Consider the following 20399-nt stretch of genomic DNA (forward strand, 5'->3'; position numbering starts at 1 on the left):
GCATTGGCCGGTACGGCCGTGCCAACAATAAGATTCGCTACTTTTCTTGCTAGGGGACTTGGTGATGATCAAGAAATACCTTTCGCGACTGCTGGTCGGTGTTACCGCCCTGGTCGCTGTGACGGCGGCACAGGCGGGCGCTATCGATGACGCGGTCAAGCGCGGCACCCTGCGGGTGGGTATGGACCCAACCTACATGCCGTTCCAGATGACCAACAAACGTGGCGAGATCATCGGCTTCGAAGTCGATATCCTCAAGGCCATGGCCAAGTCGATGGGCGTCAAGTTCGAGGCCGTTTCCACTGCCTATGACGGCATCATCCCAGCCCTGCTGACCGACAAGTTCGACATGATCGGCAGCGGCATGACCCTGACCCAGGAACGTAACCTGCGCCTGAACTTCAGCGAGCCCTTCATCGTGGTTGGCCAGACCCTGCTGATCCGCAAGGAACTGGCTGGCGAGATCAAGTCGTACAAGGACCTGAACAACGAAAAGTACCGCCTGACCTCCAAGCTCGGCACCACCGGCGAAATGGTTTCCAAGAAGCTGATCAGCAAAGCCAAGTACCACGGCTATGACAACGAGCAGGAAGCGGTGATGGACGTGGTCAACGGCAAGGCTGACGCCTTCGTCTACGACGCGCCGTACAACGTGGTGGCGGTGGACAAGGCCGGTGCCGGCAAGCTGCTGTTCCTCGAAGAACCCTTCACCTACGAGCCGCTGGCCTTCGGCCTGAAGAAAGGCGACTACGACAGCATCAACTTCATCAACAACTTCCTGCACCAGATCAAGCATGACGGGACCTACGATCGTATTCACGACAAGTGGTTCAAGAACAAGGACTGGCTGAAGGAAATGGAATAAGGCCCAGGCCACAAGCCCGGCTTTATGACCCCGACGCGCAGGCAAACCCTGCGCGTTCGCATTTACGGAAGTACCCCACGTGATCAAACACAAGAAAGCCCAGTGGCCCTGGCATGGGCTGACCGCCCTGGTCCTGGTGGGCCTGGCGTTCAGCCTGTACATGGCCACCTCGATGATTTCCTACGAGTGGCGCTGGAACCGCGTACCGCAGTACTTTGCCTACAAGGCCGAAGAAACACAGCGCGCTGCCGGCTACGGTACCGTGCAGGAAATCGTCATCTCCGGCGATAACGCCCGTGTCACGCTGAAAGACGAAAGCGGTGCCGAGCAAGTACTCGATGTGGCCAAGGACAGCCTGCAACTGAGCCGTGGCGACGATGTTGCCGAAGGCGACCAGATTGGCGTCACCCGGCATTGGGCAGCAGGCCCGCTGGCCTGGGGCCTATGGACCACCTTGTGGATTTCGGTGGTGTCCGGGGCACTGGGCCTGGTAATCGGCCTGTTCGCCGGCTTGTGCCGGTTGTCGAACAACCCCACCTTGCGCGACCTGTCGACCGTTTATGTGGAGCTGGTGCGCGGCACGCCGCTGCTGGTGCAGATCTTCATCTTCTACTTCTTCATTGGCACCGTGCTCAACCTGTCCCGCGAGTTCGCCGGGGTGGCGGCGCTGGCGCTGTTCACTGGCGCCTACGTGGCGGAAATCGTCCGGGCCGGTGTGCAGTCGATCGCCAAGGGCCAGAACGAAGCGGCTCGCTCGCTGGGCCTGAACGCTGGCCAGTCGATGCGTCACGTAATCCTGCCGCAGGCATTCAAGCGCGTGCTGCCGCCGTTGGCCGGCCAGTTCATCAGCCTGGTCAAGGACACTTCGCTGGTGTCGGTGATCGCCATCACCGAACTGACCAAGAGCGGCCGCGAGGCCATCACCACCTCGTTCTCGACCTTCGAGATCTGGTTCTGCGTGGCAGGCCTGTACCTGCTGATCAACCTGCCGCTGTCGCACATTGCCAGCCGGCTTGAGCGGAGGCTTGCGCAAAGTGATTGAAGTCCGTGACCTGCTGAAAGTCTTCGACACCCGCGGCCAGGTGGTACGGGCTGTGGATAACGTCACCACCCAGGTCGCCAAAGGCGAAGTGGTGGTAGTGCTCGGCCCGTCGGGCTCGGGCAAGTCGACGTTCCTGCGCTGCCTCAACGGCCTGGAGCATTTCGACCAAGGCCATGTGGCCATCGACGGCTTGCAACTGGCCGACCCGAAAACCGACATCAACGCCTACCGCCGCGAAGTCGGCATGGTGTTCCAGCACTTCAACCTGTTCCCGCACATGACCGTGCTGGAAAACCTGTGCCTGGCACAGAAGGTGGTGCGCAAGCGCAACAAGGCTGACCGCGAGGCCAAGGCCCGGGCGTTGTTGGAAAAGGTAGGCATTGCGCAGAAGGCCAACGAGTTCCCGTCGCGTCTGTCCGGTGGCCAGCAGCAGCGGGTAGCGATTGCCCGTGCCCTGGCCATGGACCCGAAAGTGATGCTGTTCGACGAGCCGACCTCGGCGCTCGACCCGGAAATGGTCGGCGAGGTGCTGGACGTGATGAAGACCCTGGCCCAGGAAGGCATGACCATGGTCTGCGTAACCCACGAAATGGGCTTTGCCCGCGAAGTGGCCGACCGCGTGCTGTTCTTCGACCACGGCAAGCTGCTGGAAGACTCGGCCCCGGCCGCGTTCTTCGCCGCGCCGAAAGACCCGCGCGCCCAGGCGTTCCTGCGCCAGGTGCTTTAACCGCTGGGGGCGCTTTGCGCCCCATCGCGCCGCAAGGCCGCTCCTACAGGGGTATGCGATCTCCTGTAGGCGCGGCCTTGTGTCGCGAAAGGGCTGCAAAGCAGCCCCGGCAATCTCAAATGTTGAACCGCCCGACCATCCCCCGCAATTGCTGCCCCAGCTGCTCCAGTTCCCCACTCGAAGCCGCCGTCTGCTCACTGGCCGCACTGGTCTGATCCGACACATCCCGTACATTGATCACGCTGCGGTTGATCTGCTCGGCCACCACGCTCTGTTCTTCGCTGGCGGTGGCGATCTGCTGGTTCATGCCCTGGATGCTCGACACCGTATCGGTGATCTGGCCAAGCGCATGCCCGGCCCTGCGGCTCAGCTCCACGCTTTGCTCGGTCAGGTTCTTGCTGCTGTCGAGCAAGCGGGTCACTTCGTCGGTGCCGTTGTGCAGGCTGTCGATAAGCTGGCCGATCTCCTCGGTTGCCGTCGAGGTGCGCTGGGCCAGGCCGCGTACCTCATCGGCCACCACAGCAAAGCCGCGCCCGGCCTCACCCGCCCGTGCAGCTTCGATCGCCGCATTCAGGGCCAGCAAGTTGGTCTGTTCGGAGACCGACTTGATCACATCGAGAATGCTGCCAATGCGCTGGCTCTCGCCTGCCAGGTGCTGCATGGCCGCCAGGCAATGGTCCATCTGCCCGGCCAGTTGCTCGATGCGGCCGATGGCTTCGGCCACCACCTGGTCGCCCACCTGCGCCTGCTGGTCGGCATTGGTTGCGGCCAGCGAGGCTTGTTCGGCGTTCTGCGCCACTTCCTGCACAGTGGCGCTCATCTGATTCATGGCGGTGGCGACCTGGTCGGTTTCTTCGCGCTGCTGGTTGATGCGCAGCTTGGTGTCTTCGCTGCTGGCGGCCAGTTGCGAGGCGGCCTGTGATAGCTGGCCGACACCCTGGTCGATGCCGCCGATCAGCTCACGCAGGCTCAAAGCCATTTCGCGCATGCTGGTCTGCAACTGGCCCATCTCGTCGCGGCGTTCCACCACCTCGACCTGGCTCAGGTCGCCCTTGGCGATGCGCGCAGCCACGGTCAGCGTCTGGCGCAACGGCTGGGTGATCTGCAAGGTGATCAGCCACGCGGCCAGCACGCCTACCGCCAGCGCCAGCAGTGCCACACTGGTCAGCAGAGAGCGGGCGGCCAGAGCCTCGCTGTCGCGTTGTTCGACTTTGCGCTTGCCCAGCTCAAGGCTGACCGCACGCAGCTCATTGCCCATGTTCTCCATGTTGTTCTGCAGCTGCTCGACGTGCACGGCGGCGCGACGGTACTGGTCCAGGCTGGCGCGGTACTTGGCCAGCTCGACCCCAGGCTGCTCGCTGACAGCGCGTGGCAGGCCCAGTGGCGCCAGGCCCCTGAGCAGTTGCTCAAGGCTACTGTCGGCAGCGTTCAGGGCGCCGTCGCCGACCTTGGCGAAGTCCTCGACGGGGGAGAAGGTGTAGGCCGGCACCAGGCTCTGCTGGTTGGCGCCATCGACATGCCGGCTAAGGGTGTCCATCAGACCCAGCACACCGCTTTGCTGGCTGTCGGCGGGCATTCTCAGCAAGGCCTGGGTCTGCAGTTCGTCGATGGCATCATTGAGTTTCTGCTCCTGCGTCTGCATGGCTTCGCGCAGGGCGATGCGGTTGGCGACGCTGCGTTGCAGTTCGCTGAAGTCATCGCGCAGGCGCTGCAGCAACGTCAGCTTCTCGCTCAGCAACTGCCGTGATTCATCGACGCTGCTGCGTTGTTGCAGGGTGGTCAGCATATTGTTCAGTTGTTCGAGGATGCTGGTGATGCGGGACTTGCTGGCGTCGTCGTTGAGCACGCGGTAGGTGATGCGCTCTGCGCGCAGGTCTTTGGTCAGGTCGTTGATCAGGCCTATTTCGCTGAGTTGCTGCGAACGGACAATGGCGCCATCCAACGCGCGCCAGCCGCTGACGGTGGTGGCCAGGGTAAGCAGCAGGACCACGGCGAAGCCGAGGGCCAGCTTGGCCGCGACACTGATGTTGCCGAGCTTTTGGTTGAGGTAGCTGAGCATGGGAGGTCTCCGTGCGGTTGGGGGGGCATGCAGGCGTAATGCCGGCATGACACCTCTGCCAATCGGCAGCGGAGCTGTAGGACTTGACCTGATAATCAGGTAGGAAATTTCACCGCAACGAGTAGGATGTTTTCGCCTGTGCTGGCCTCTTCGCCGGCAAACCCCCCAAGATGCCGGAACAGGCGGCCCATTTTTAATATAAGAGCTTGAACCGCCCCACCAGCCCCTGCAAATGGGTACCCAAACGCGCCAGTTCCACGCTGGAACTGGCCGTCTCTTCACTGGCCGCCGAGGTCTGGTCGGAAATATCCCGCACATTCATCACGCTGCGGTTGATCTCTTCGGCTACGGCCGTCTGCTCCTCTGCCGCCGTGGCAATCTGCTGGTTCATCGCCTGGATCGATGACACGGTACGGGTGATGGTTTCCAGCGAGCTGCCGGCACGGCGGGTCAGCTCAACACTGCTGTCGGTCAGCTGGCGGCTGCTGTCCATCACGCTGGCCACGCGCTGGGTGCCGCTTTGCAGGCCGGCAATCAGCTCTTCGATCTCTTCGGTCGATTGCTGGGTGCGTTGCGCCAGGCTACGTACTTCGTCGGCGACCACGGCAAAACCACGCCCGGCCTCACCGGCACGGGCGGCTTCGATCGCTGCGTTGAGGGCCAGCAGGTTGGTCTGCTGGGCCACCGACTTGATCACATCGAGCACACTGCCGATCTTGTCGCTTTCGGCCTTGAGCTGGTTCATCGCTTCGCTGGAGTTGACCACTTCGCCGGCCAGGCGCTCGATCTGCGTAACGGCCTCGCCCACCACGCGGTCGCCTTCGCGGGCTTGCTGGTCGGCCATCAAGGCGGCTTCCGAGGCCTGCTCGGCGTTGCGTGCCACTTCGTGCACGGTGGCGGTCATCTGGTTCATGGCGGTCGCCACCTGGTCGGTCTCGACCTTCTGGTTGTTGACCCCGGCGCTGGTCTGCTCGGTGACTGCCGACAGCTGCTCGGCGGCGCTGGCAATCTGCGTGACGCCATCACCGATGCCGCCGATCAATTCGCGCAGGCCTTGGGTCATGCGCTGCATGCTGGCCTGCAGCTGGCCCAGCTCATCGCGGCGGTTCACCTGCAGGTTCTGGGTCAGGTCGCCACTGGCCACGCGTTCTGCGGCGCGCAAGGTCTGGCGCAGCGGGATGATGATCTGCCGGGTGATCGCCCAGGCCGCCAGCAGGCCCAAGGCTAGGGCTAGCGCGGTGGCGATCATGAGCAGGGTCTTGGCCTGGGCGGCCGCAGCGTCGCGCACCTCGGTTTGCGAGGTGGTCATCGCCTGGCTGGTCTGCAGCAGCAGCGTGCCTTGCTCGGCCATGCTTTGCAGGGCCTGCTCACTGGCCGTCTGGGCATTGCCGAACTGGCTTACCGCATCGCGGTAGCCCGCCATGGCAGTGGCAGCATCGTCCAGGCTGGCAGCATGTTCGGCAGGCACCTTGGCCGGCAGTGCGCGCAGCTCGGCCTGGGCCTGGTCGATGGCCTTCAGTGCCGTTTGCTGGAAGTCGGCATTACCACTGTAGGTGTAGCCACGCACCTGGAAGCGCGCTTGCTGCAGCAGGGCGCTGACTTCCACTGCGTGCTGGTACTGGTTGATGTCGCCGCCCTGCAGCAGGCGCTGCTGCACCCGGCCGACCAGCTCCACGGCCTTGTCGGCGCTGTCGCCCAGCACGCCTCGGCTGGCTTCGCGGCGCTGGCCAGCCTGCTTCAGCTCGTTGAACGCCTGTTGGTAAGTGCGCACGGCCTCGCGCTGCTGCTCCAGGCGCTGGCGGTCGGCAGGGTGTTCGATCTGCCCGAGCATCAACTGCACCTGCTGGTTGAGGTTGGCCAGGGCTTTTTCCAGCTCGGCTACCGAGGCCTCGTCGCGCCGACGCTCATAATGCTGGCGGGCGATGCGCAGTTCCTGGGTGTGCTGCTGGATGACCGAGATGTTCCCCAGCTTGTCGCCACGGTCGATGATGCTGTCCATGCCGTGCCAGCCGGTCAGGGTGATGGCCAGGGTCAACAGCAGCACCAGGCCGAAGCCCAGCCCCAGTTTGCGATTGACGCTCACATTGCCCAACGATTGGGCTAACCATTGATACATGTACGACTCCCCGGCGGCTTGGCAGCACAAATAGTTGTTGTGTTGCCAAGGCCATCGGCCCAGGGGAGAGAAACTTGATGGGCGAGAAAGCGGCGTTTACGTCAGAAAATGCGCGAAAGCAGCGCGGTGACAGCAGTCTCGACCCGCAGGATGCGGTCACCCAATTGCACGGGCGCCAAACCGGCCTTGCCCAGCAGGTCGACCTCGTAGGGGATCCAGCCACCTTCGGGGCCAATGGCCAGGGTCACGGCTTGTTCCACGGCGCGCGGGCAGGCGGGGTAGGGGCCGGGGTGGCCAACCAGGCCCAGGGTGTCTGCGGCGATGGCTGGTAGGCGGTCTTCGACGAACGGCTTGAAGCGCTTCTCGATGATTACTTCGGGCAGCACGGTGTCGCGTGCCTGTTCAAGGCCCAGAATGAGGTTTTCGCGAATGCTGTCGGGCTGCAGGAAGGGGGTTTGCCAGAAGCTTTTCTCGACCTTGTAGCTGTTTACCAGGATCAGCCGCGGCACGCCCAGCGTTGCTACGGTCTGGAACAGCCGGCGCAGCATTTTCGGCCGTGGCACTGCCAGCACCAGGGTCAGCGGCAGCTTGGCCGGTGGCTGCTGGTCAAAGGCCACTTCCAGTTCGGCTTCGTGCTGTTCCAGGCGCAGCACCGTGGCCTTGCCCATCAGGCCATTGATACGGCCCACACGCAGGTTGTCGCCCACCGCCACACGGTGGATTTCCTGCATGTGGGTGAAACGCCGATCAGCAAGGATGACGCGGTCGGCCGAGACGAAGTCGGCCTCTTCTAGAAGCAACAGGTTCACGGTTGGGTCGCTGGTGGCTGGTCGTTATGGTCGTCGGCGGTTTCGTCGTGGGCACTGCGCTTGCGGATCAGGCTGCCGCACAGTACGCCGATCTCGAACAGCAGCCACATGGGCACTGCCAGCAGGGTCTGCGAGAAGATGTCCGGCGGGGTGAGGACCATGCCGACCACGAAGCAGCCGATGATCACGTAGGGGCGGATCTTCTTCAGGTATTTAACATCGACCACGCCGATCCATACCAGCAGCACCACCGCTACCGGGATTTCGAAGGCCACGCCAAAGGCGAAGAACAGCGTCATCACGAAGTCGAGGTAGTTGGCGATGTCGGTCATCATCGCCACGCCTGCCGGGGTGGCAGCGGCGAAGAACTTGAACATCAGCGGGAACACCAGGAAATAGGCAAAGGCCATGCCGGCGTAGAACAACAGGATGCTCGACACCAGCAACGGAATGGCAATGCGCTTTTCATGGCGGTACAGCCCGGGCGCGATAAAGCCCCAGATCTGCTGAAGAATGAATGGGATCGCCAGGAACAGCGACACGATCATGGTCAGCTTGAATGGCGTGAGGAACGGCGAGGCCACGTCGGTGGCGATCATCGTTGCATTGGCCGGCAAGTGATCGCGCAAAGGCGCCGAAACGATGGTGTAGATCTGCTGGGCGAAGCTGAACAGCCCGGCAAAGATCAGGAAAATGACGGCAACGCAGCGCAGCAGGCGGGTGCGCAGTTCGGTCAGGTGCGAAACCAGCGGCATCGGCTGGTCGTGTTCCGGATTCTCGCTCATGGGGCTCGCGGCGGTTGTGGCGGTTCAGAAGGTGCGGCCGGTGCGACAGGCGGCTCGACCGGCCTGGCTTCAAGCCCTGCAGGGGGCTGCACGGTGGCCGTGGTGACCGGTGGCTGCACCGGTGGCGTCATCGGGTTGAGGATACGTTTGGCTTCCTCTTCCATCTGCAGGATGTGCTCGTTGTGCAGCTGGCGGCGGATGTCGTCGGCGCCGATTTCGCGCTCCACTTCCATCTTGATGCTGTTGAAGCTGCGCTTGAGCCGGCCGATCCACAGGCCTGCCGTGCGCGCGGCACCCGGCAGGCGCTCAGGGCCGAGCACCAGCAGGGCGACCAGGCCGACGAGCAGCAGCTCGCTGAAACTGATGCCGAACATGGGTCAGTCTTTCCGCTGTGGCTCTTGGACCGGCTGGGCCTGGCCTTCGATGGTGTGGCCTTGCTGCGGCTGGGCAGTGTTCTGTACCGGTGGAACAGGCTGGGCTGGCGGCGGGGTCTGCTCGGCCGGCTTGTTCTCTTCTTCGTTCATGGCCTTGCGGAAGCCCTTGATCGACTCGCCCAGGTCACTGCCGAAGTTCTTCAGTTTCTTGGTGCCGAACACCAGGACCACGACCACCAGCAGGACGATCCAGTGTTTCCAGTCAAAGATACCCATTTCGTACTCCTGAAAAATGTCAGTGAACCTTCTGGGGCTGCTTTGCAGCCCTTTCGCGACACAAGGCCGCTTCTACAGGGTCCAGCAATTTGTTCCGGCGACGCGGCCCCCTGTGGGAGCGGGTTTACCCGCGAACACCGGCGCAGCCGGTGCCATATACCGCGTTGCATTCTTCGCGGGTGAACCCGCTCCCACAGGGGGGCACAGAGCGCCCCTGGGATACATCAGGCAGATGGTTGGCGTGCGGCCTTCTCATCATGCCCGGACAAGCCGAAGCGGCGTTCCAGTTCATCCAGCACAGCTTGCGGATGCTGACCCAGCGCGCTGAGCATCACCAGGCTATGAAACCACAGGTCGGCGGTTTCGTAGATGACATCGCTGTAATCCTTGCTCACAGCGGCATCCTTGGCGGCAATGATCGTTTCGATCGACTCTTCGCCGAGTTTTTCGAGGATCTTGTTCAGGCCCTTGTGGTACAGGCTGGCCACGTAGGAGCTGTCGGGCGCCGCTTGCTTGCGTTCTTCAAGCACTTCGGCCAGGCGGTTGAGGGTGTCGCTCATGTCAGTGTCCTGCGCTGTAGATGGCATCCGGGTCTTTCAGGACCGGGTCGACGGTTTTCCACTGGCCGCCTTCATAGACGCGGTAGAAGCAGCTTTCACGGCCGGTATGGCAGGCAATATGGCCCAGTTGCTCGACCATCAGGATGATCACGTCGGCATCGCAGTCCAGGCGCATTTCATGCAGCTTCTGCACATGCCCGGACTCCTCGCCTTTACGCCACAGCTTGCCACGCGAACGCGACCAGTAGATGGCGCGTTGCTCGGCGGCAGTCAGGGCCAGCGATTCGCGGTTCATCCAGGCCATCATCAGCACGCGTCCGGTCTTGTGGTCCTGGGCGATCGCCGGTACCAGGCCGTCGCTGTTCCACTTGATCTCGTCCAGCCAGTCTTTCATCGTCGACTCCAAAGCGGGCCCGCTCCTGTACCGGGCCCTTTACGCTAGTGTGCCAGCCACAGGCGCGGCTGGCTATTGGCGCACGATCAGGTAAAGGCCAGCGGCCAGCATCAGCCAGGCCGGCCAGGCAGCCGGTGCGGCCAGGCTGGCGGCCTCGGCGGCGCCAGCGGCTAGTACTGCGCCACCACCGAGCAGGCCGGCGCCCAGCAGGCGCAGCGCCCAGCGGTCGCCCTGGCGGCGCCGCTCCGGCAGTTGTGGGTCGTGCAGGTGTGGCTGCGACAGGCGTTCGAGCAAATCGCGGGTCATGCCGGCCAAGTGTGGCAGTTGTTCCACCTGGCTGTGCAGGTTGCCGAACATGGCCTTGGGGCTGTAGCGGTCGCGCATCCAGCGCTCCAGGAACGGCTTGGCGGTGCTCCACAGGTCCAGGTCGGGGTACAGCTGGCGGCCCAGACCTTCGATGTTGAGCAGGGTTTTCTGCAGCAGCACCAGCTGCGGCTGTACTTCCATGTTGAAGCGCCGAGCGGTCTGGAATAGGCGCATCAGCACCTGGCCGAAGGAAATATCCTTTAACGGTTTTTCGAAGATTGGCTCGCACACAGTGCGGATCGCCGCTTCGAATTCGTTGACCTTGGTGTGCGCCGGCACCCAGCCCGAGTCGATGTGCAGTTGGGCGACGCGGCGGTAGTCACGTTTGAAGAAGGCGATCAGGTTGCGCGCCAGGTAGTCCTGGTCCTCGGCGGTGAGGCTGCCGACAATGCCGCAGTCAATGGCGATGTACTGCGGGCTCCAGGGTTTTACTGTGCTGACGAAGATGTTGCCGGGGTGCATGTCGGCATGGAAGAAGCTGTCACGGAACACCTGGGTGAAGAACACCTCCACGCCACGTTCGGCCAGCAGCTTCATGTCGGTGCGCTGGTCGGCCAGGGTGGCCATGTCGGTCACCGGCACGCCATAGATGCGTTCCATTACCAGCACTTTGGGCCGGCACAGGTCCCAGTACACCTGAGGCACGTACATCAGCTCGGAGCCTTCGAAGTTGCGCCGCAGCTGGCTGGCGTTGGCCGCTTCGCGCAGCAGGTCGAGCTCGTCATAGATGGTTTTTTCGTAGTCGCCGACGATTTCCACCGGGTGCAGGCGGCGGGCATCGGCCGAGGCGCGCTCGGCGGCCTTGGCGATAAGGAACAGCCAGGCCAGGTCCTGGGCGATGACCGGCTTCAGGCCCGGGCGCACTACCTTGACTACCACTTCTTCGCCGGTTTTAAGGCGTGCGGCGTGTACCTGGGCCACCGAGGCCGAGGCCAGTGGTTCGACGTCGAAGCGGCTGAACACCTCACCGACCTTGGCGCCCAGCTGCGCTTCGATCATCGCCACGGCCTTTTGTGGGTCGAACGGCGGCACGCGGTCCTGCAGCAGCATCAGCTCGTCGGCGATGTCGGTGGGCAGCAGGTCGCGGCGGGTGGACAGCAACTGGCCAAACTTGATGAAGATCGGCCCCAGGTCCTGCAGCGCCAGGCGCAGGCGTGCGCCACGGCTCAAATCGGTTGGCTTGCGTGGCAGCCAGCGCCACGGCATCAGCAGGCGCAGGCTGGCCAGCCACCAAGGCAGCAGGGGTTGTTCGAACAGCAGGTCATCGAGACGGTAGCGGATCACCACACGCTGGATGCGAAAAAGACGGCGGACGGCGAGCAGCTTCATGCGTTATCGCTGGTATCAAGGGATCGGGAGAGGCGCTTGAGGCGCGCCTCGAGGCGTTCTGTGTCGAGCTTCAGGGCATCGAGCTCGCTGAAGGCGGCTTCGGCTTCGCGCTTGCCGACCAGGGTGCGGGACTCTTCGGCCAGGTACTCGGAAAGGTTCTGGTTGAAGCGTGCCAGGCCCTGGCGGGTCCAGCGTGCGCGCAGGCGGATGTGGCCTGCCAGCATTGCCGTGGCAACCGGGCCAAGCCAGCGTTGCAGCTCGTGCTCCCAGTCCAGCTCCAGGTCTTGCAGCACACCGAACAGGTCGAGCAGCACGGCGCTGTCGCCATGCAGCTCGACTTGCGGGCTGTGCAGTACGGCAGTCTTGTCCCGGGCCAGGGCCAGTTGTGCCAGGCTGCCGGCAGGGGCGCGCAGGCTGCAGTCGACTTCGCCCTGCCAGTGGGCTGCAAGCATCAGGCCCTCTTCATCGGGCAGGATGAACACCTGCAGGGCCGGTTGGCGGCAGTCGATCTCGATGACCTTGCCTTCCAGTGCGGCCAGCCGCGGCAGGGCCGTGCTGTCCATGCGCAGGACGCGGTTCAGGCCATGTTCGACGCTGGCGAGCAGCCCTGCCAGCAGCATCAGGGTTTGATCCCCCGGTGCACGGCAACGATGCCGCTGGTCATGTTGTGGTAGGTGACGCGGTCGAAACCGGCCTCGACCATCATGCTCTTCAGGGTTTCCTGGTCCGGGTGCATGCGGATCGATTCGGCGAGGTAACGGTAGCTTTCCGAGTCATTGGTGATCAGCTTGCCGGCCAGCGGCATGAAGGCGAACGAGTAGGCGTCGTAGGCCTTGGACATCAGCTTGTTGGTCGGCTTGGAGAACTCCAGGATCAACAGGCGGCCACCAGGCTTGAGCACGCGCAGCATCGAACGGATGGCTTCGTCCTTGTGGGTGACGTTGCGCAGGCCGAAGGCGATGGTCACGCAGTCGAAGTGGTTGTCCGGGAACGGCAGCTTCTCGGCGTCGGCCTGGACGAACTCGATGTTGCCGGCCACGCCACGGTCGAGCAGCCGGTCACGGCCGACCTTGAGCATCGAATCGTTGATGTCGGCCAGCACCACCTGCCCGGTCGGGCCTACAAGGCGCGAGAACTTGGCGGCCAGGTCGCCCGTACCGCCGGCGATGTCCAGCACGCGGTTGCCGCTGCGCACGCCCGACAGTTCGATGGTAAAGCGCTTCCACAGGCGGTGCATGCCGCCGGACAGCACGTCGTTCATCAGGTCGTACTTGGCGGCCACCGAGTGGAACACTTCGGCGACTTTCTTCGCCTTCTGGCTTTCAGGTACGTCCTGGTAGCCGAAATGGGTGGTGGGTTCGGCGTGGTCGCCTTTGCGCTGGTCGTTCATATCGCTTCACCGAAAAAAATTACCGCCATTCTAGGGCGAACGGGCGGATTTGTCTTGGCGGGGTGTGCCAGTGGGCAGGGGCGGGCATAATGCCCATTATGTCTACATCTTCAGGAACGCCCGCATGACCCAGATCAGCGTCGAACGCAAACACTCCCTCGGCCGCGATGCCGCCCGCGCCAAGGCCGAAGCGCTGGTCGACAAGCTCAGCCGCGAATACGACCTCAAGGCTACCTGGAACGGCGACCGGGTCGATGTGGCCCGCAGCGGCGCCAACGGCAGCGTGCACATTGGCGCAGACAGCATCCGCGTGGAGCTCAAGCTGGGCATGATGCTGTCGATGATGAGCGGCACCATCAAGGGCGAAATCGAGCGGGCGCTGGACAAGGCCCTGGCCTGAGCCGGGCGGCTAGCGTGGTGGGTCGGCCGGGAAAGGAATGATACCGATCACCTGCTCCAGGCGTAGGTCACCACGATAGATGGCAATGCGTTCCCGTGCGTTCGCGGCTTGTTCGAGCATGGCATCCCGCCCCCTCACGCCGGCATCCCAGAATTTGAGGTGGCCTTTGACGAAGTCGTGGCCAGCCGTTTCGAGCCCGGGATAATGGAAATGTGCCTCCCACAGTATCCGTTGTGGTGCCTGGGCATCGCGAATCTCGTAGACGTCAAGGTAGTCATTGGCGTGGCGTAGCTGTCGACGAATGACTGTCTGCCTGATCCTGATGCGGTTCTGTTCGGCGAGAAAACGCAAAGCCCTGCTGCCCGGGTGACGGGAATTGAGGTACGCGTCGGTGAGCAGTCGGAGTCTTTCATGGGCGACGCGATCTGCAGCTGCCTGCAGGCGATCTATCAGGTCGCCGTCCAGGGGGTTGCTTTGCTCGCCCAGCCGTTGCCGGACTTCGCGCATGTCATCTATCGGCCATTCCAGGAAGTCGGCAAGGCTGTTGGGTTCATTGGCGAAACGCGCGGCGAAGGCAATTTTACCTTCCACTTCCGCTAGCAGGCGGCTGGCACACTTGCGCAAGTGTCTTCGGCCGGGCGGAGTGGGCAGCCCTTTGACAGGCTCTTCATACCACTCACCGTTGCGTTGCGAAAAACGCCGGGCAGGTTCAAGGCTGAACGCATTGCGCTGGATCGCCTGATTACCACTTGGATCGACCTCCACCAGTTGCGGCCGGCCCCGGGCAATGCGGATGACCTTGCGTCTGGCTGGTGCAAGACGATGGACAGGCGCTGGTGGTGGCAGGTTGATGCCGCTGTCGAGCGTGGCCAAGGTTGCGCCAAGTTGCTGCTCCGTGATCTGGACGATCGTCTCCAACTGGCTTGTGTACTCCGCCAGCACGCTGGTAACCAGCGCGGGGTCGTCCAACGTTTGCATGTAGCGGGCCCGATCCCGCACGGAACAGTATTTCTGAAGAATGTCCTCAAGCACCTCGGCTTTGACCTGGGTTGTTACGTCTGTGGTTGGCAGCCCGTCGTGGCTCCATATCGTGCGGCTCAATTCGGCATCGCTGAGGGGGGCGCGCATTGTAAGCAGGTACTCGGCGGTGTCTGCGGTGAGCTGAAGCTTGTCTACGGCCAGGTAGGCCAGGTCACTCAGCAGTTGGGCCCGCACCACCAGCGTCGAATACGTCCTGCGCCGGATGTGTGCGTTGAGTTTGGTGATTTTGTTGGCGAAGTCGACGGTAGAGTCCTGCAGTGCCTCCGGTATTCTCAGGTCGAGCCGCTCGCTGACCACCAGCAGGCGCCGGCTGGCTTGACAAGAGTCGCGTACCAGATCGCGGTAAACGGTGTATTGCCCGATCTGCTCGGCCGTTTCTGGAAAGCGTTGTAGTCCTGTGGCCTGGGCAGCAAGTGCCTGGTGGTCGACCTGTTCCAGCAGCCGGCGGCATAGCAGCATGTCGTTGTCGATGGCTGCATCGAACCAACTGCCGTATCGGCTTTGACTCTGGCCAGCGGGGTCGAGCCGGCTGAACCTCGGCTCGCTCATTTCCTTGAATGCTTCGATGTTTGCATATAGCAACGTACTTTGCCGCTCCAGATACAGCGCGGATGCCCTGAGTTCCGGCAAGTGCTTCGTGCGCTCGGCTTTCAGCGTCTGCTTCTGGCGTTGCAGGGCTTGCGGCGGCGAGGCGCGCTCCTGCGCTGGTAGTGCGTCCAAAGCCGTACCGTAATCGAGGGCAAGGTCGTCATAAGCCTGAAGCTGCAGGCGGTTACGCTCCAGCAGTACTGTCATGTCGCTCAGCGCTTTTTTATTGGCCTCGGTGTGCGTTTTCAATGCATTGAAGCGCTCAAGGTTGTCAGCCTTCATGGTTGCCCTGCTCCTGGGCATGCCACCCGCAAGGTTCAAGTTCAGCGCCCAATTACCGTTCCACCGAGCCAACCATGGTCCTTTTCGGCGTTCACGACCAACGATGTGGTAGTTGTCTGCGCTGCCCCCCCATTCGGAGACCCATTCGCTGCTGCTTTGCCCCGGACCGATGACCTGCATGCCATTCCACGACTCCATGACCTCATAGACGCCATCCCCCAGCTTGACGTAATGATGCCCGGCAACCTGGAACAACCCCCGCAAGCGGCCTTCGACGAGGGGTAGCTGCCCGTCGAGAGACACCCTGGCCTGCAACTGGCTCAGTGCCTGGCGCTGTTGCACCGACAGGTTGCCGAGGCGCTGCTCGTCATGCCAGCTGTGCACACGATCAGAAGCGGATCGCGGCGTTTCCACAGGGCTTTCCCAAGCCTTCACCTTCGGCTGCCCGAGTACCCGTGCTGCAAATTCACCTTTTTGCACGGGGCCGGAAAAGCGCAGGGTAGTGGGCGACGCATCGTTGACCACTGGCGGTGCGATGCGGTGGGCGAGGAGCAGGGCCAGATTGGTAAGCAGGTCAGTCAACGCGACAATCCTGTTGTCACCGCTACCGTTCAGCAGCGCTTGCACGTCTTGCCTGGCCGCCGACAGCGCCAGTACCAGCCAGACCAGGCTGGCCAGCGGGCCATGCCAGAACTGGGTGACGGTATTGAAAAGCGCCCAGACGGCTTCTTTCACCAATGCCCTCTTTTCCTGGGCGTTGGAAACACTGGTGCTGCTGGCGGCCAGCAGCATGGCATTTATCCTGGCGTCGAACAGTTGAGTGTCCAGATCCTCTGTCCATGCCTGGAACGAGGCTTCGACTGGGCGTCTCAGGCGTTGCAGGAGCGCATCCACCAGCTCACCGTCGGTACTGATCAAATGCAACAGACTGGAGAGGTTCGGATGCAGGTGCGGGTGGTTGAAACCATCGTTTTCATAAACTGGGCGCGCCTCGTCGTCGAGCCAGGCCAGGGCGCTTTCTTGCAATTCTCCCTTGGCGCGGATTGCGGCCATCAGCATTTCAAGCGTTGCAAACTCTTGTATTGCCTGATCGGCGTAGAAGGGACGGTACAACGCCCACGTGCGGCAAGCCGCTATTTCGATGATGAACATCCCATGAGCGACATCGCTTGCCGAAGCACCGGGTGCACAGAGGAAGGCCAGAGGGGCGATGCGAACGTCTCCAGTGGCACTGTCTGAGCCTTTGCAGAAGTCCAGAAGGGCCTGGCTCGCAGGCTCGCCAAGGCGTTGCTCGATCTTCGCCTTGAGGGTGCTGAAACGAAGGGTATACCGCCATTCCCTGGCATGCTGGCGGATCCGTTCGGCTCTGCGTGGTTCGGTCTTCACCTTGTCTTGCAAGTAACCGGGGTATTGGCCGCCAATATCGACCTGGTGAATCAGGTCCCTGACCTGCTCGATGCTCAACCATTCTTCCGTCGGCTCGCCTTCCCCGATGCTGATCCCTGTCATCACTTCACCGGCCTCTGGGTGCACGCGGGAAATCGCCAGATCAGTCAGGCTCTGCCTGCGCAGAAACAGGGATTGCCCCTGCGTACCGCTGCCGACGATGCTCTGGGAAATACGGATGAACACCTGGTCTGGATCGTGTGCCGTCTTGTCTGGATGGCTCGCCTGCAGCTGCTCTTGTAGCCGGCGTGCGGTGTAGCGGTGGATATCCTCGATGTCCCCCAACGAAGTGGCACCCTTCGATTGGCCTTGGCTCACCGCCAGGTCGAGCAGGGCGTCATGGTAGGCATAGCGATCGTCGGCATTGGCGTTGGCCAGCCATGCTGGTGGGCTTATGGCTGCTAGTGGCTGCTCTTGCAGGGGCTGGTCGAGGAAGAGCGTCGACGGATCGCTGGCCTGGCGTAGCTGCCGTTCCAGCGCATCAAGGGCTGTCACCCCGTCAATGCGCAGGCTTGCGATGTCGTCGAGTATACCGTTGAGCAGTTGCCTGGCCTGGAACGCGAATGGGCGTCCGATCACAGAGGTGTGAGCCCAGGACATCGTTTCGAACTGATAGCGCTGCGCCAAATCGGTTTGCAGCGCAGCGGCGAAACTGGGCAGGTCGGCATGCTTGCGCACCGTCCCGCAAGGCTTGCACTGAAGTATCCCCGCATCGCTGCCGTGCGCGACGGTGAGTAGCAGGTCGGGCAGGGTGAAGGCGTGACTGCCGCCATGCGCGTCGAGCGTGACGTTTACCGCTTCGACAGTCAGGCCCTCTGATGACCCATCGAGCAACTCGAACACCGCCGTCTTCGCACCTGCATCCAGGCCTTGTCGTGGAAGGTTTTCGAGCAAGGTGGCCTTGATGGTGAGTTCCATCCACAGCATGCGCGAAACTTGGCTTACCTCGTCCAGCCCGTTCCAGAAACCGATCTGTGCTTGTTGGTATGCCTCCAGCAGCGTGGCGAGAACTGCATCGAAGTCGGTGTTGAGCTTGCTCAGGTCTGCAGCAATTTCGGGTTGAGTGCGGCTGTCCAGGCCCCGCTCTTGAATGTGGAAGACGTCTGGAGGACTGATGCTCAACAGGTCCGACGCGCGCAGCTGGACGGGCTCGCGGGTAATGAAGCACCCCAGCAGTTCGTCCAGCAATATGCTCTGGCGCACCGGCTGGTTCGTGCCTGAGGCAGCGTGCAGGATGACGAAAGCATCCAGCGAGGTTATCCGTGAATGGTTGCTGCGTATCCATGGATAGCGATCGGCGAGCGCCTGGAAGCCTTCATGCGACAAGACATCGCGCAGGCTCGGACGGTCTTCGAAACAGGCTGCCACCCTTTGCTTGAACGTCTGCCTGGTTGGTGTTGCTACAACGGTCATGGCGTCGAACTCCGTGAGGTGAAGTGTGCGACGCTAGTGCCTTGGTCGAGAATGGCTGCGGTACATGTGTGTGACAGCGACGTCCTTAGGGTGAGGTTTCTAATTTATTTGCCTAACGTGTGCACAAGCCCAACCTCCATGGGCGGTTTTCCTCCACTCATGAGCATGAGGTACAAAACATGACCAAAGTGAATGTGAAGAAAAAGGACGACGCCCCGGGCACGCTGGGCGAGGTGCGCGGCTACGCGCGCAAGATCTGGCTGGCGGGCATCGGCGCATACGCGCGCGTGGGCCAGGAAGGCTCCGACTACTTCAATGAGCTGGTAAAGGCCGGTGAGGGTGTCGAGAAACGTGGCAAAAAGCGCATCGACAAAGAGCTCGACGCCGCCAACAATCAGCTCGACGAGGCGACCCAAGAGGTAAGTCGCGTACGCGGCAAGGTCGAAATTCAACTCGACAAGATCGAAAAAGCTTTCGACGCACGGGTAGGTCGCGCCTTGAATCGCCTTGGCATTCCGTCTAAACATGACGTTGAGGCGTTGTCCATCAAGCTTGAACAGCTGCACGAGCTGCTTGAGCGCGTCGCGCACAAACCATAAGGAGAGCAGGATGGCTGGCAAGAAGAATTCCGACAAAGAAGGCAGCTCCTGGGTCGGCGGGATCGAGAAGTACTCCCGCAAGATCTGGCTGGCGGGGCTGGGTATCTATTCGAAGATCGACCAGGACGGCCCGAAGCTGTTCGACTCGCTGGTGAAGGATGGCGAGAAGGCCGAGAAGCAGGCGAAGAAGACCGCTGAAGACGTGGCGGAAACCGCCAAGTCGTCGACCACTTCGCGTGTGTCTGGTGTGAAGGACCGTGCGCTGGGCAAGTGGAGCGAACTCGAAGAGGCTTTTGACAAGCGCCTGAACAGCGCCATCTCGCGCCTTGGCGTACCAAGCCGCAACGAGATCAAGGCCCTGCACCAGCAGGTGGATAGCCTGACCAAGCAGATCGAGAAACTGACTGGCGCTTCGGTTACGCCGATTTCGTCGCGCACTGCTGCCGCCAAACCGGCTGCGAGCAAGGCTGCGGCCAAGCCACTGGCCAAGACTGCAGCGGCCAAGCCTGCGGCTAAAACTGCGGCGGCCAAACCGGCAGCCAAGACTGCAGCTGCCAAGCCTGCGGCGAAGCCGGCAGCAGCCAAACCAGCAGCAGCCAAACCAGCAGCAGCCAAACCAGCGGCAGCCAAGAAGCCAGCAGTGAAGAAAGCGCCGGCCAAACCGGCAGCTGCCAAGCCGGCAGCCCCAGCGGCCAGCGCCGCACCGGCTGCTACCGTTGCACCAGCACCGGTCGCCGCGCCGGTCAGCAACACACCGTCGGCACCCACTGGCACCGGTACCCTGATCTGATACCGAGTCGCCTTCTTCGCGGGCTCGCCCGCTCCCACAGGTCCTGTGCACAGCTCACAAGCAGTGCAGTACCTGTGGGAGCGGGCAAGCCCGCGAAGGCCGTACCGCTGAACCAACAGGCCTACCCCTCCAGGTAGCGCACCGCCAACTGCTCCGCCGCCGCCCGCGCCCGGGGCTGCAGATGCGGCGCCACCAGCATCATCACCTGGTAAACCACAATCCCTACATCCCCATCGCGCCCCAGCACCCGCTGGTAATCCAGCGAGAACATCAGCGTCAGGGTGATCTGCTCCACCAGTTGCCCCAGTGCCTGGGTCTCACTCTCCACCAGCCCCTGGCCCTTGAGGCTGGCCAACAACGCCGCCAGTGTGCGCTTGAGCGCATTGATCAGGCTGCGCATGCCCCGCGCCAGCTTGGGCAGCCGGCCGGTCAAGTTCGACAAGTCCTGGAACAGGAAGCGGTACTGGGCCATGTGCTCGACGATCAGGTGCAGGAACAACCAGTAATCCTCGGCGTCCAGGCGCACCTCCAGGGGTGGGTCGAGCAAGGGCATCAGCGCTTCTTCGAAGCGATCGAACAGGCCCAGCACCAATGGCTCCTTGCCGTGGAAGTGGTAGTACAGGTTGCCCGGGCTGATGCCCAGTTCGTTGGCAATCTCCAGGGTGGAAACGTTCGGCTCGCCCTGCTGGTTGAACAGCTGCAGGGCGCATTCAAGGATACGGTCGCGGGTCTTCATCCAGTCGGCATG

19 protein-coding genes are annotated in these 20399 nt (G+C 62.4%); 6 read left to right on the top strand and 13 right to left on the bottom strand.

The genetic code is table 11. The annotated features are described in order from the left end of the window. Positions 1-67 precede the first annotated feature (67 nt). The 3 genes from ABE456_RS17725 to ABE456_RS17735 all read left to right on the top strand — a co-directional run bounded on the left by ABE456_RS17725 (position 68) and on the right by ABE456_RS17735 (position 2634). Complete coding sequence (locus ABE456_RS17725; protein ID WP_233689858.1) at positions 68-865, top strand: transporter substrate-binding domain-containing protein; 798 nt, start codon at positions 68-70, stop codon at positions 863-865. Positions 866-944: 79 nt separating this feature from the next. Beyond that, positions 945-1907 (top strand): amino acid ABC transporter permease, encoded by a 963-nt coding sequence (locus ABE456_RS17730; protein WP_294340690.1) that lies wholly within the window; start codon positions 945-947, stop codon positions 1905-1907. Beyond that, positions 1900-2634: an amino acid ABC transporter ATP-binding protein gene (locus ABE456_RS17735; RefSeq protein ID WP_003249271.1), complete on the top strand. Its 735-nt coding sequence runs from the start codon at positions 1900-1902 to the stop codon at positions 2632-2634. Before ABE456_RS17730 ends, ABE456_RS17735 begins: the two co-directional genes overlap by 8 nt. Positions 2635-2749: 115 nt before the next feature. Here the strand turns inward: ABE456_RS17735 and ABE456_RS17740 are convergent, their stop codons facing one another. The 11 genes from ABE456_RS17740 to ubiE all read right to left on the bottom strand — a co-directional run bounded on the left by ABE456_RS17740 (position 2750) and on the right by ubiE (position 13092). After that, positions 2750-4693, bottom strand: coding sequence for a methyl-accepting chemotaxis protein (locus tag ABE456_RS17740; protein WP_346645062.1), 1944 nt, complete (start codon positions 4691-4693; stop codon positions 2750-2752). A gap of 193 nt (positions 4694-4886) precedes the next feature. Next, positions 4887-6809, bottom strand: coding sequence for a methyl-accepting chemotaxis protein (locus tag ABE456_RS17745; protein WP_346645063.1), 1923 nt, complete (start codon positions 6807-6809; stop codon positions 4887-4889). Positions 6810-6910: 101 nt separating this feature from the next. Continuing rightward, entirely contained in the window at positions 6911-7618 is a 708-nt protein-coding gene (locus ABE456_RS17750; RefSeq protein ID WP_346645064.1) for a 16S rRNA (uracil(1498)-N(3))-methyltransferase, read from the bottom strand. Next, entirely contained in the window at positions 7615-8403 is a 789-nt protein-coding gene (gene tatC, locus ABE456_RS17755) for a twin-arginine translocase subunit TatC (protein WP_346645065.1), read from the bottom strand. Before tatC ends, ABE456_RS17750 begins: the two co-directional genes overlap by 4 nt. Continuing rightward, positions 8400-8777 carry a Sec-independent protein translocase protein TatB gene (gene tatB / locus ABE456_RS17760; protein WP_346645066.1) on the bottom strand — a complete coding sequence of 126 codons (378 nt, stop codon included), beginning with the start codon at positions 8775-8777 and terminating at the stop codon, positions 8400-8402. The genes tatC and tatB overlap by 4 nt, the downstream gene beginning before the upstream one ends. Before the next feature lie 3 nt (positions 8778-8780). After that, entirely contained in the window at positions 8781-9053 is a 273-nt protein-coding gene (locus ABE456_RS17765) for a twin-arginine translocase TatA/TatE family subunit (RefSeq protein ID WP_085676666.1), read from the bottom strand. A gap of 224 nt (positions 9054-9277) precedes the next feature. Next, complete coding sequence (locus tag ABE456_RS17770) at positions 9278-9613, bottom strand: phosphoribosyl-ATP diphosphatase (RefSeq protein WP_213658635.1); 336 nt, start codon at positions 9611-9613, stop codon at positions 9278-9280. A gap of 1 nt (position 9614) precedes the next feature. Further along, positions 9615-10007, bottom strand: coding sequence for a phosphoribosyl-AMP cyclohydrolase (hisI, locus tag ABE456_RS17775; RefSeq protein WP_274908367.1), 393 nt, complete (start codon positions 10005-10007; stop codon positions 9615-9617). 72 nt (positions 10008-10079) lie between these two features. Further along, positions 10080-11702, bottom strand: a complete 1623-nt coding sequence (ubiB, locus tag ABE456_RS17780; protein ID WP_346645067.1) for a ubiquinone biosynthesis regulatory protein kinase UbiB — start codon at positions 11700-11702, stop codon at positions 10080-10082. Further along, entirely contained in the window at positions 11699-12322 is a 624-nt protein-coding gene (locus ABE456_RS17785; RefSeq protein WP_346645068.1) for an SCP2 sterol-binding domain-containing protein, read from the bottom strand. The genes ubiB and ABE456_RS17785 overlap by 4 nt, the downstream gene beginning before the upstream one ends. Next, positions 12322-13092 carry a bifunctional demethylmenaquinone methyltransferase/2-methoxy-6-polyprenyl-1,4-benzoquinol methylase UbiE gene (gene ubiE / locus ABE456_RS17790; protein WP_346645069.1) on the bottom strand — a complete coding sequence of 257 codons (771 nt, stop codon included), beginning with the start codon at positions 13090-13092 and terminating at the stop codon, positions 12322-12324. The genes ABE456_RS17785 and ubiE overlap by 1 nt, the downstream gene beginning before the upstream one ends. A 124-nt stretch (positions 13093-13216) precedes the next feature. Here ubiE and ABE456_RS17795 point away from each other — a divergent pair, with 124 nt between their 5' ends. Then, the gene (locus tag ABE456_RS17795; protein WP_346645070.1) at positions 13217-13492 is read left to right on the top strand and encodes a polyhydroxyalkanoic acid system family protein; all 276 of its coding nucleotides are present in this window, start codon (positions 13217-13219) and stop codon (positions 13490-13492) included. Positions 13493-13501: 9 nt separating this feature from the next. Here ABE456_RS17795 and ABE456_RS17800 read toward each other — a convergent pair whose 3' ends face one another. Next, positions 13502-18262, bottom strand: a complete 4761-nt coding sequence (locus tag ABE456_RS17800; protein WP_346645071.1) for a hypothetical protein — start codon at positions 18260-18262, stop codon at positions 13502-13504. 179 nt (positions 18263-18441) lie between these two features. Between ABE456_RS17800 and ABE456_RS17805 the strand changes: the two genes are divergently transcribed. Continuing rightward, the gene (locus ABE456_RS17805) at positions 18442-18861 is read left to right on the top strand and encodes a phasin family protein (protein ID WP_346645072.1); all 420 of its coding nucleotides are present in this window, start codon (positions 18442-18444) and stop codon (positions 18859-18861) included. Between the two features lie 10 nt (positions 18862-18871). Then, positions 18872-19651, top strand: a complete 780-nt coding sequence (locus tag ABE456_RS17810) for a phasin family protein (protein ID WP_346645073.1) — start codon at positions 18872-18874, stop codon at positions 19649-19651. 121 nt (positions 19652-19772) lie between these two features. On the opposite strand, the gene ABE456_RS17815 is transcribed toward ABE456_RS17810, so the two are convergent. Further along, a complete protein-coding gene (locus ABE456_RS17815; protein WP_346645074.1) occupies positions 19773-20387 on the bottom strand; it encodes a TetR/AcrR family transcriptional regulator in 615 nt (204 codons plus the stop codon). Between the last annotated feature and the right edge of the window lie 12 nt (positions 20388-20399).

The sequence above is a fragment of the Pseudomonas sp. TWI929 genome, assembly GCF_039673335.1.
Taxonomy (GTDB): domain Bacteria; phylum Pseudomonadota; class Gammaproteobacteria; order Pseudomonadales; family Pseudomonadaceae; genus Aquipseudomonas.

What these genes read in the sequence shown, in the direction of transcription:
- ABE456_RS17740 (WP_346645062.1), bottom strand. Translation starts at nt 4,693, where the DNA reads ATGCTCAGCTACCTCAACCAAAAGCTCGGCAACATCAGTGTCGCGGCC.
- ABE456_RS17745 (WP_346645063.1), bottom strand. Translation starts at nt 6,809, where the DNA reads ATGTATCAATGGTTAGCCCAATCGTTGGGCAATGTGAGCGTCAATCGC.
- tatC (WP_346645065.1), bottom strand. Translation starts at nt 8,403, where the DNA reads ATGAGCGAGAATCCGGAACACGACCAGCCGATGCCGCTGGTTTCGCAC.
- tatB (WP_346645066.1), bottom strand. Translation starts at nt 8,777, where the DNA reads ATGTTCGGCATCAGTTTCAGCGAGCTGCTGCTCGTCGGCCTGGTCGCC.
- ABE456_RS17765 (WP_085676666.1), bottom strand. Translation starts at nt 9,053, where the DNA reads ATGGGTATCTTTGACTGGAAACACTGGATCGTCCTGCTGGTGGTCGTG.
- ABE456_RS17770 (WP_213658635.1), bottom strand. Translation starts at nt 9,613, where the DNA reads ATGAGCGACACCCTCAACCGCCTGGCCGAAGTGCTTGAAGAACGCAAG.
- hisI (WP_274908367.1), bottom strand. Translation starts at nt 10,007, where the DNA reads ATGAAAGACTGGCTGGACGAGATCAAGTGGAACAGCGACGGCCTGGTA.
- ubiB (WP_346645067.1), bottom strand. Translation starts at nt 11,702, where the DNA reads ATGAAGCTGCTCGCCGTCCGCCGTCTTTTTCGCATCCAGCGTGTGGTG.
- ABE456_RS17785 (WP_346645068.1), bottom strand. Translation starts at nt 12,322, where the DNA reads ATGCTGCTGGCAGGGCTGCTCGCCAGCGTCGAACATGGCCTGAACCGC.
- ubiE (WP_346645069.1), bottom strand. Translation starts at nt 13,092, where the DNA reads ATGAACGACCAGCGCAAAGGCGACCACGCCGAACCCACCACCCATTTC.
- ABE456_RS17795 (WP_346645070.1), top strand. Translation starts at nt 13,217, where the DNA reads ATGACCCAGATCAGCGTCGAACGCAAACACTCCCTCGGCCGCGATGCC.
- ABE456_RS17800 (WP_346645071.1), bottom strand. Translation starts at nt 18,262, where the DNA reads ATGACCGTTGTAGCAACACCAACCAGGCAGACGTTCAAGCAAAGGGTG.
- ABE456_RS17805 (WP_346645072.1), top strand. Translation starts at nt 18,442, where the DNA reads ATGACCAAAGTGAATGTGAAGAAAAAGGACGACGCCCCGGGCACGCTG.
- ABE456_RS17810 (WP_346645073.1), top strand. Translation starts at nt 18,872, where the DNA reads ATGGCTGGCAAGAAGAATTCCGACAAAGAAGGCAGCTCCTGGGTCGGC.
- ABE456_RS17815 (WP_346645074.1), bottom strand. Translation starts at nt 20,387, where the DNA reads ATGAAGACCCGCGACCGTATCCTTGAATGCGCCCTGCAGCTGTTCAAC.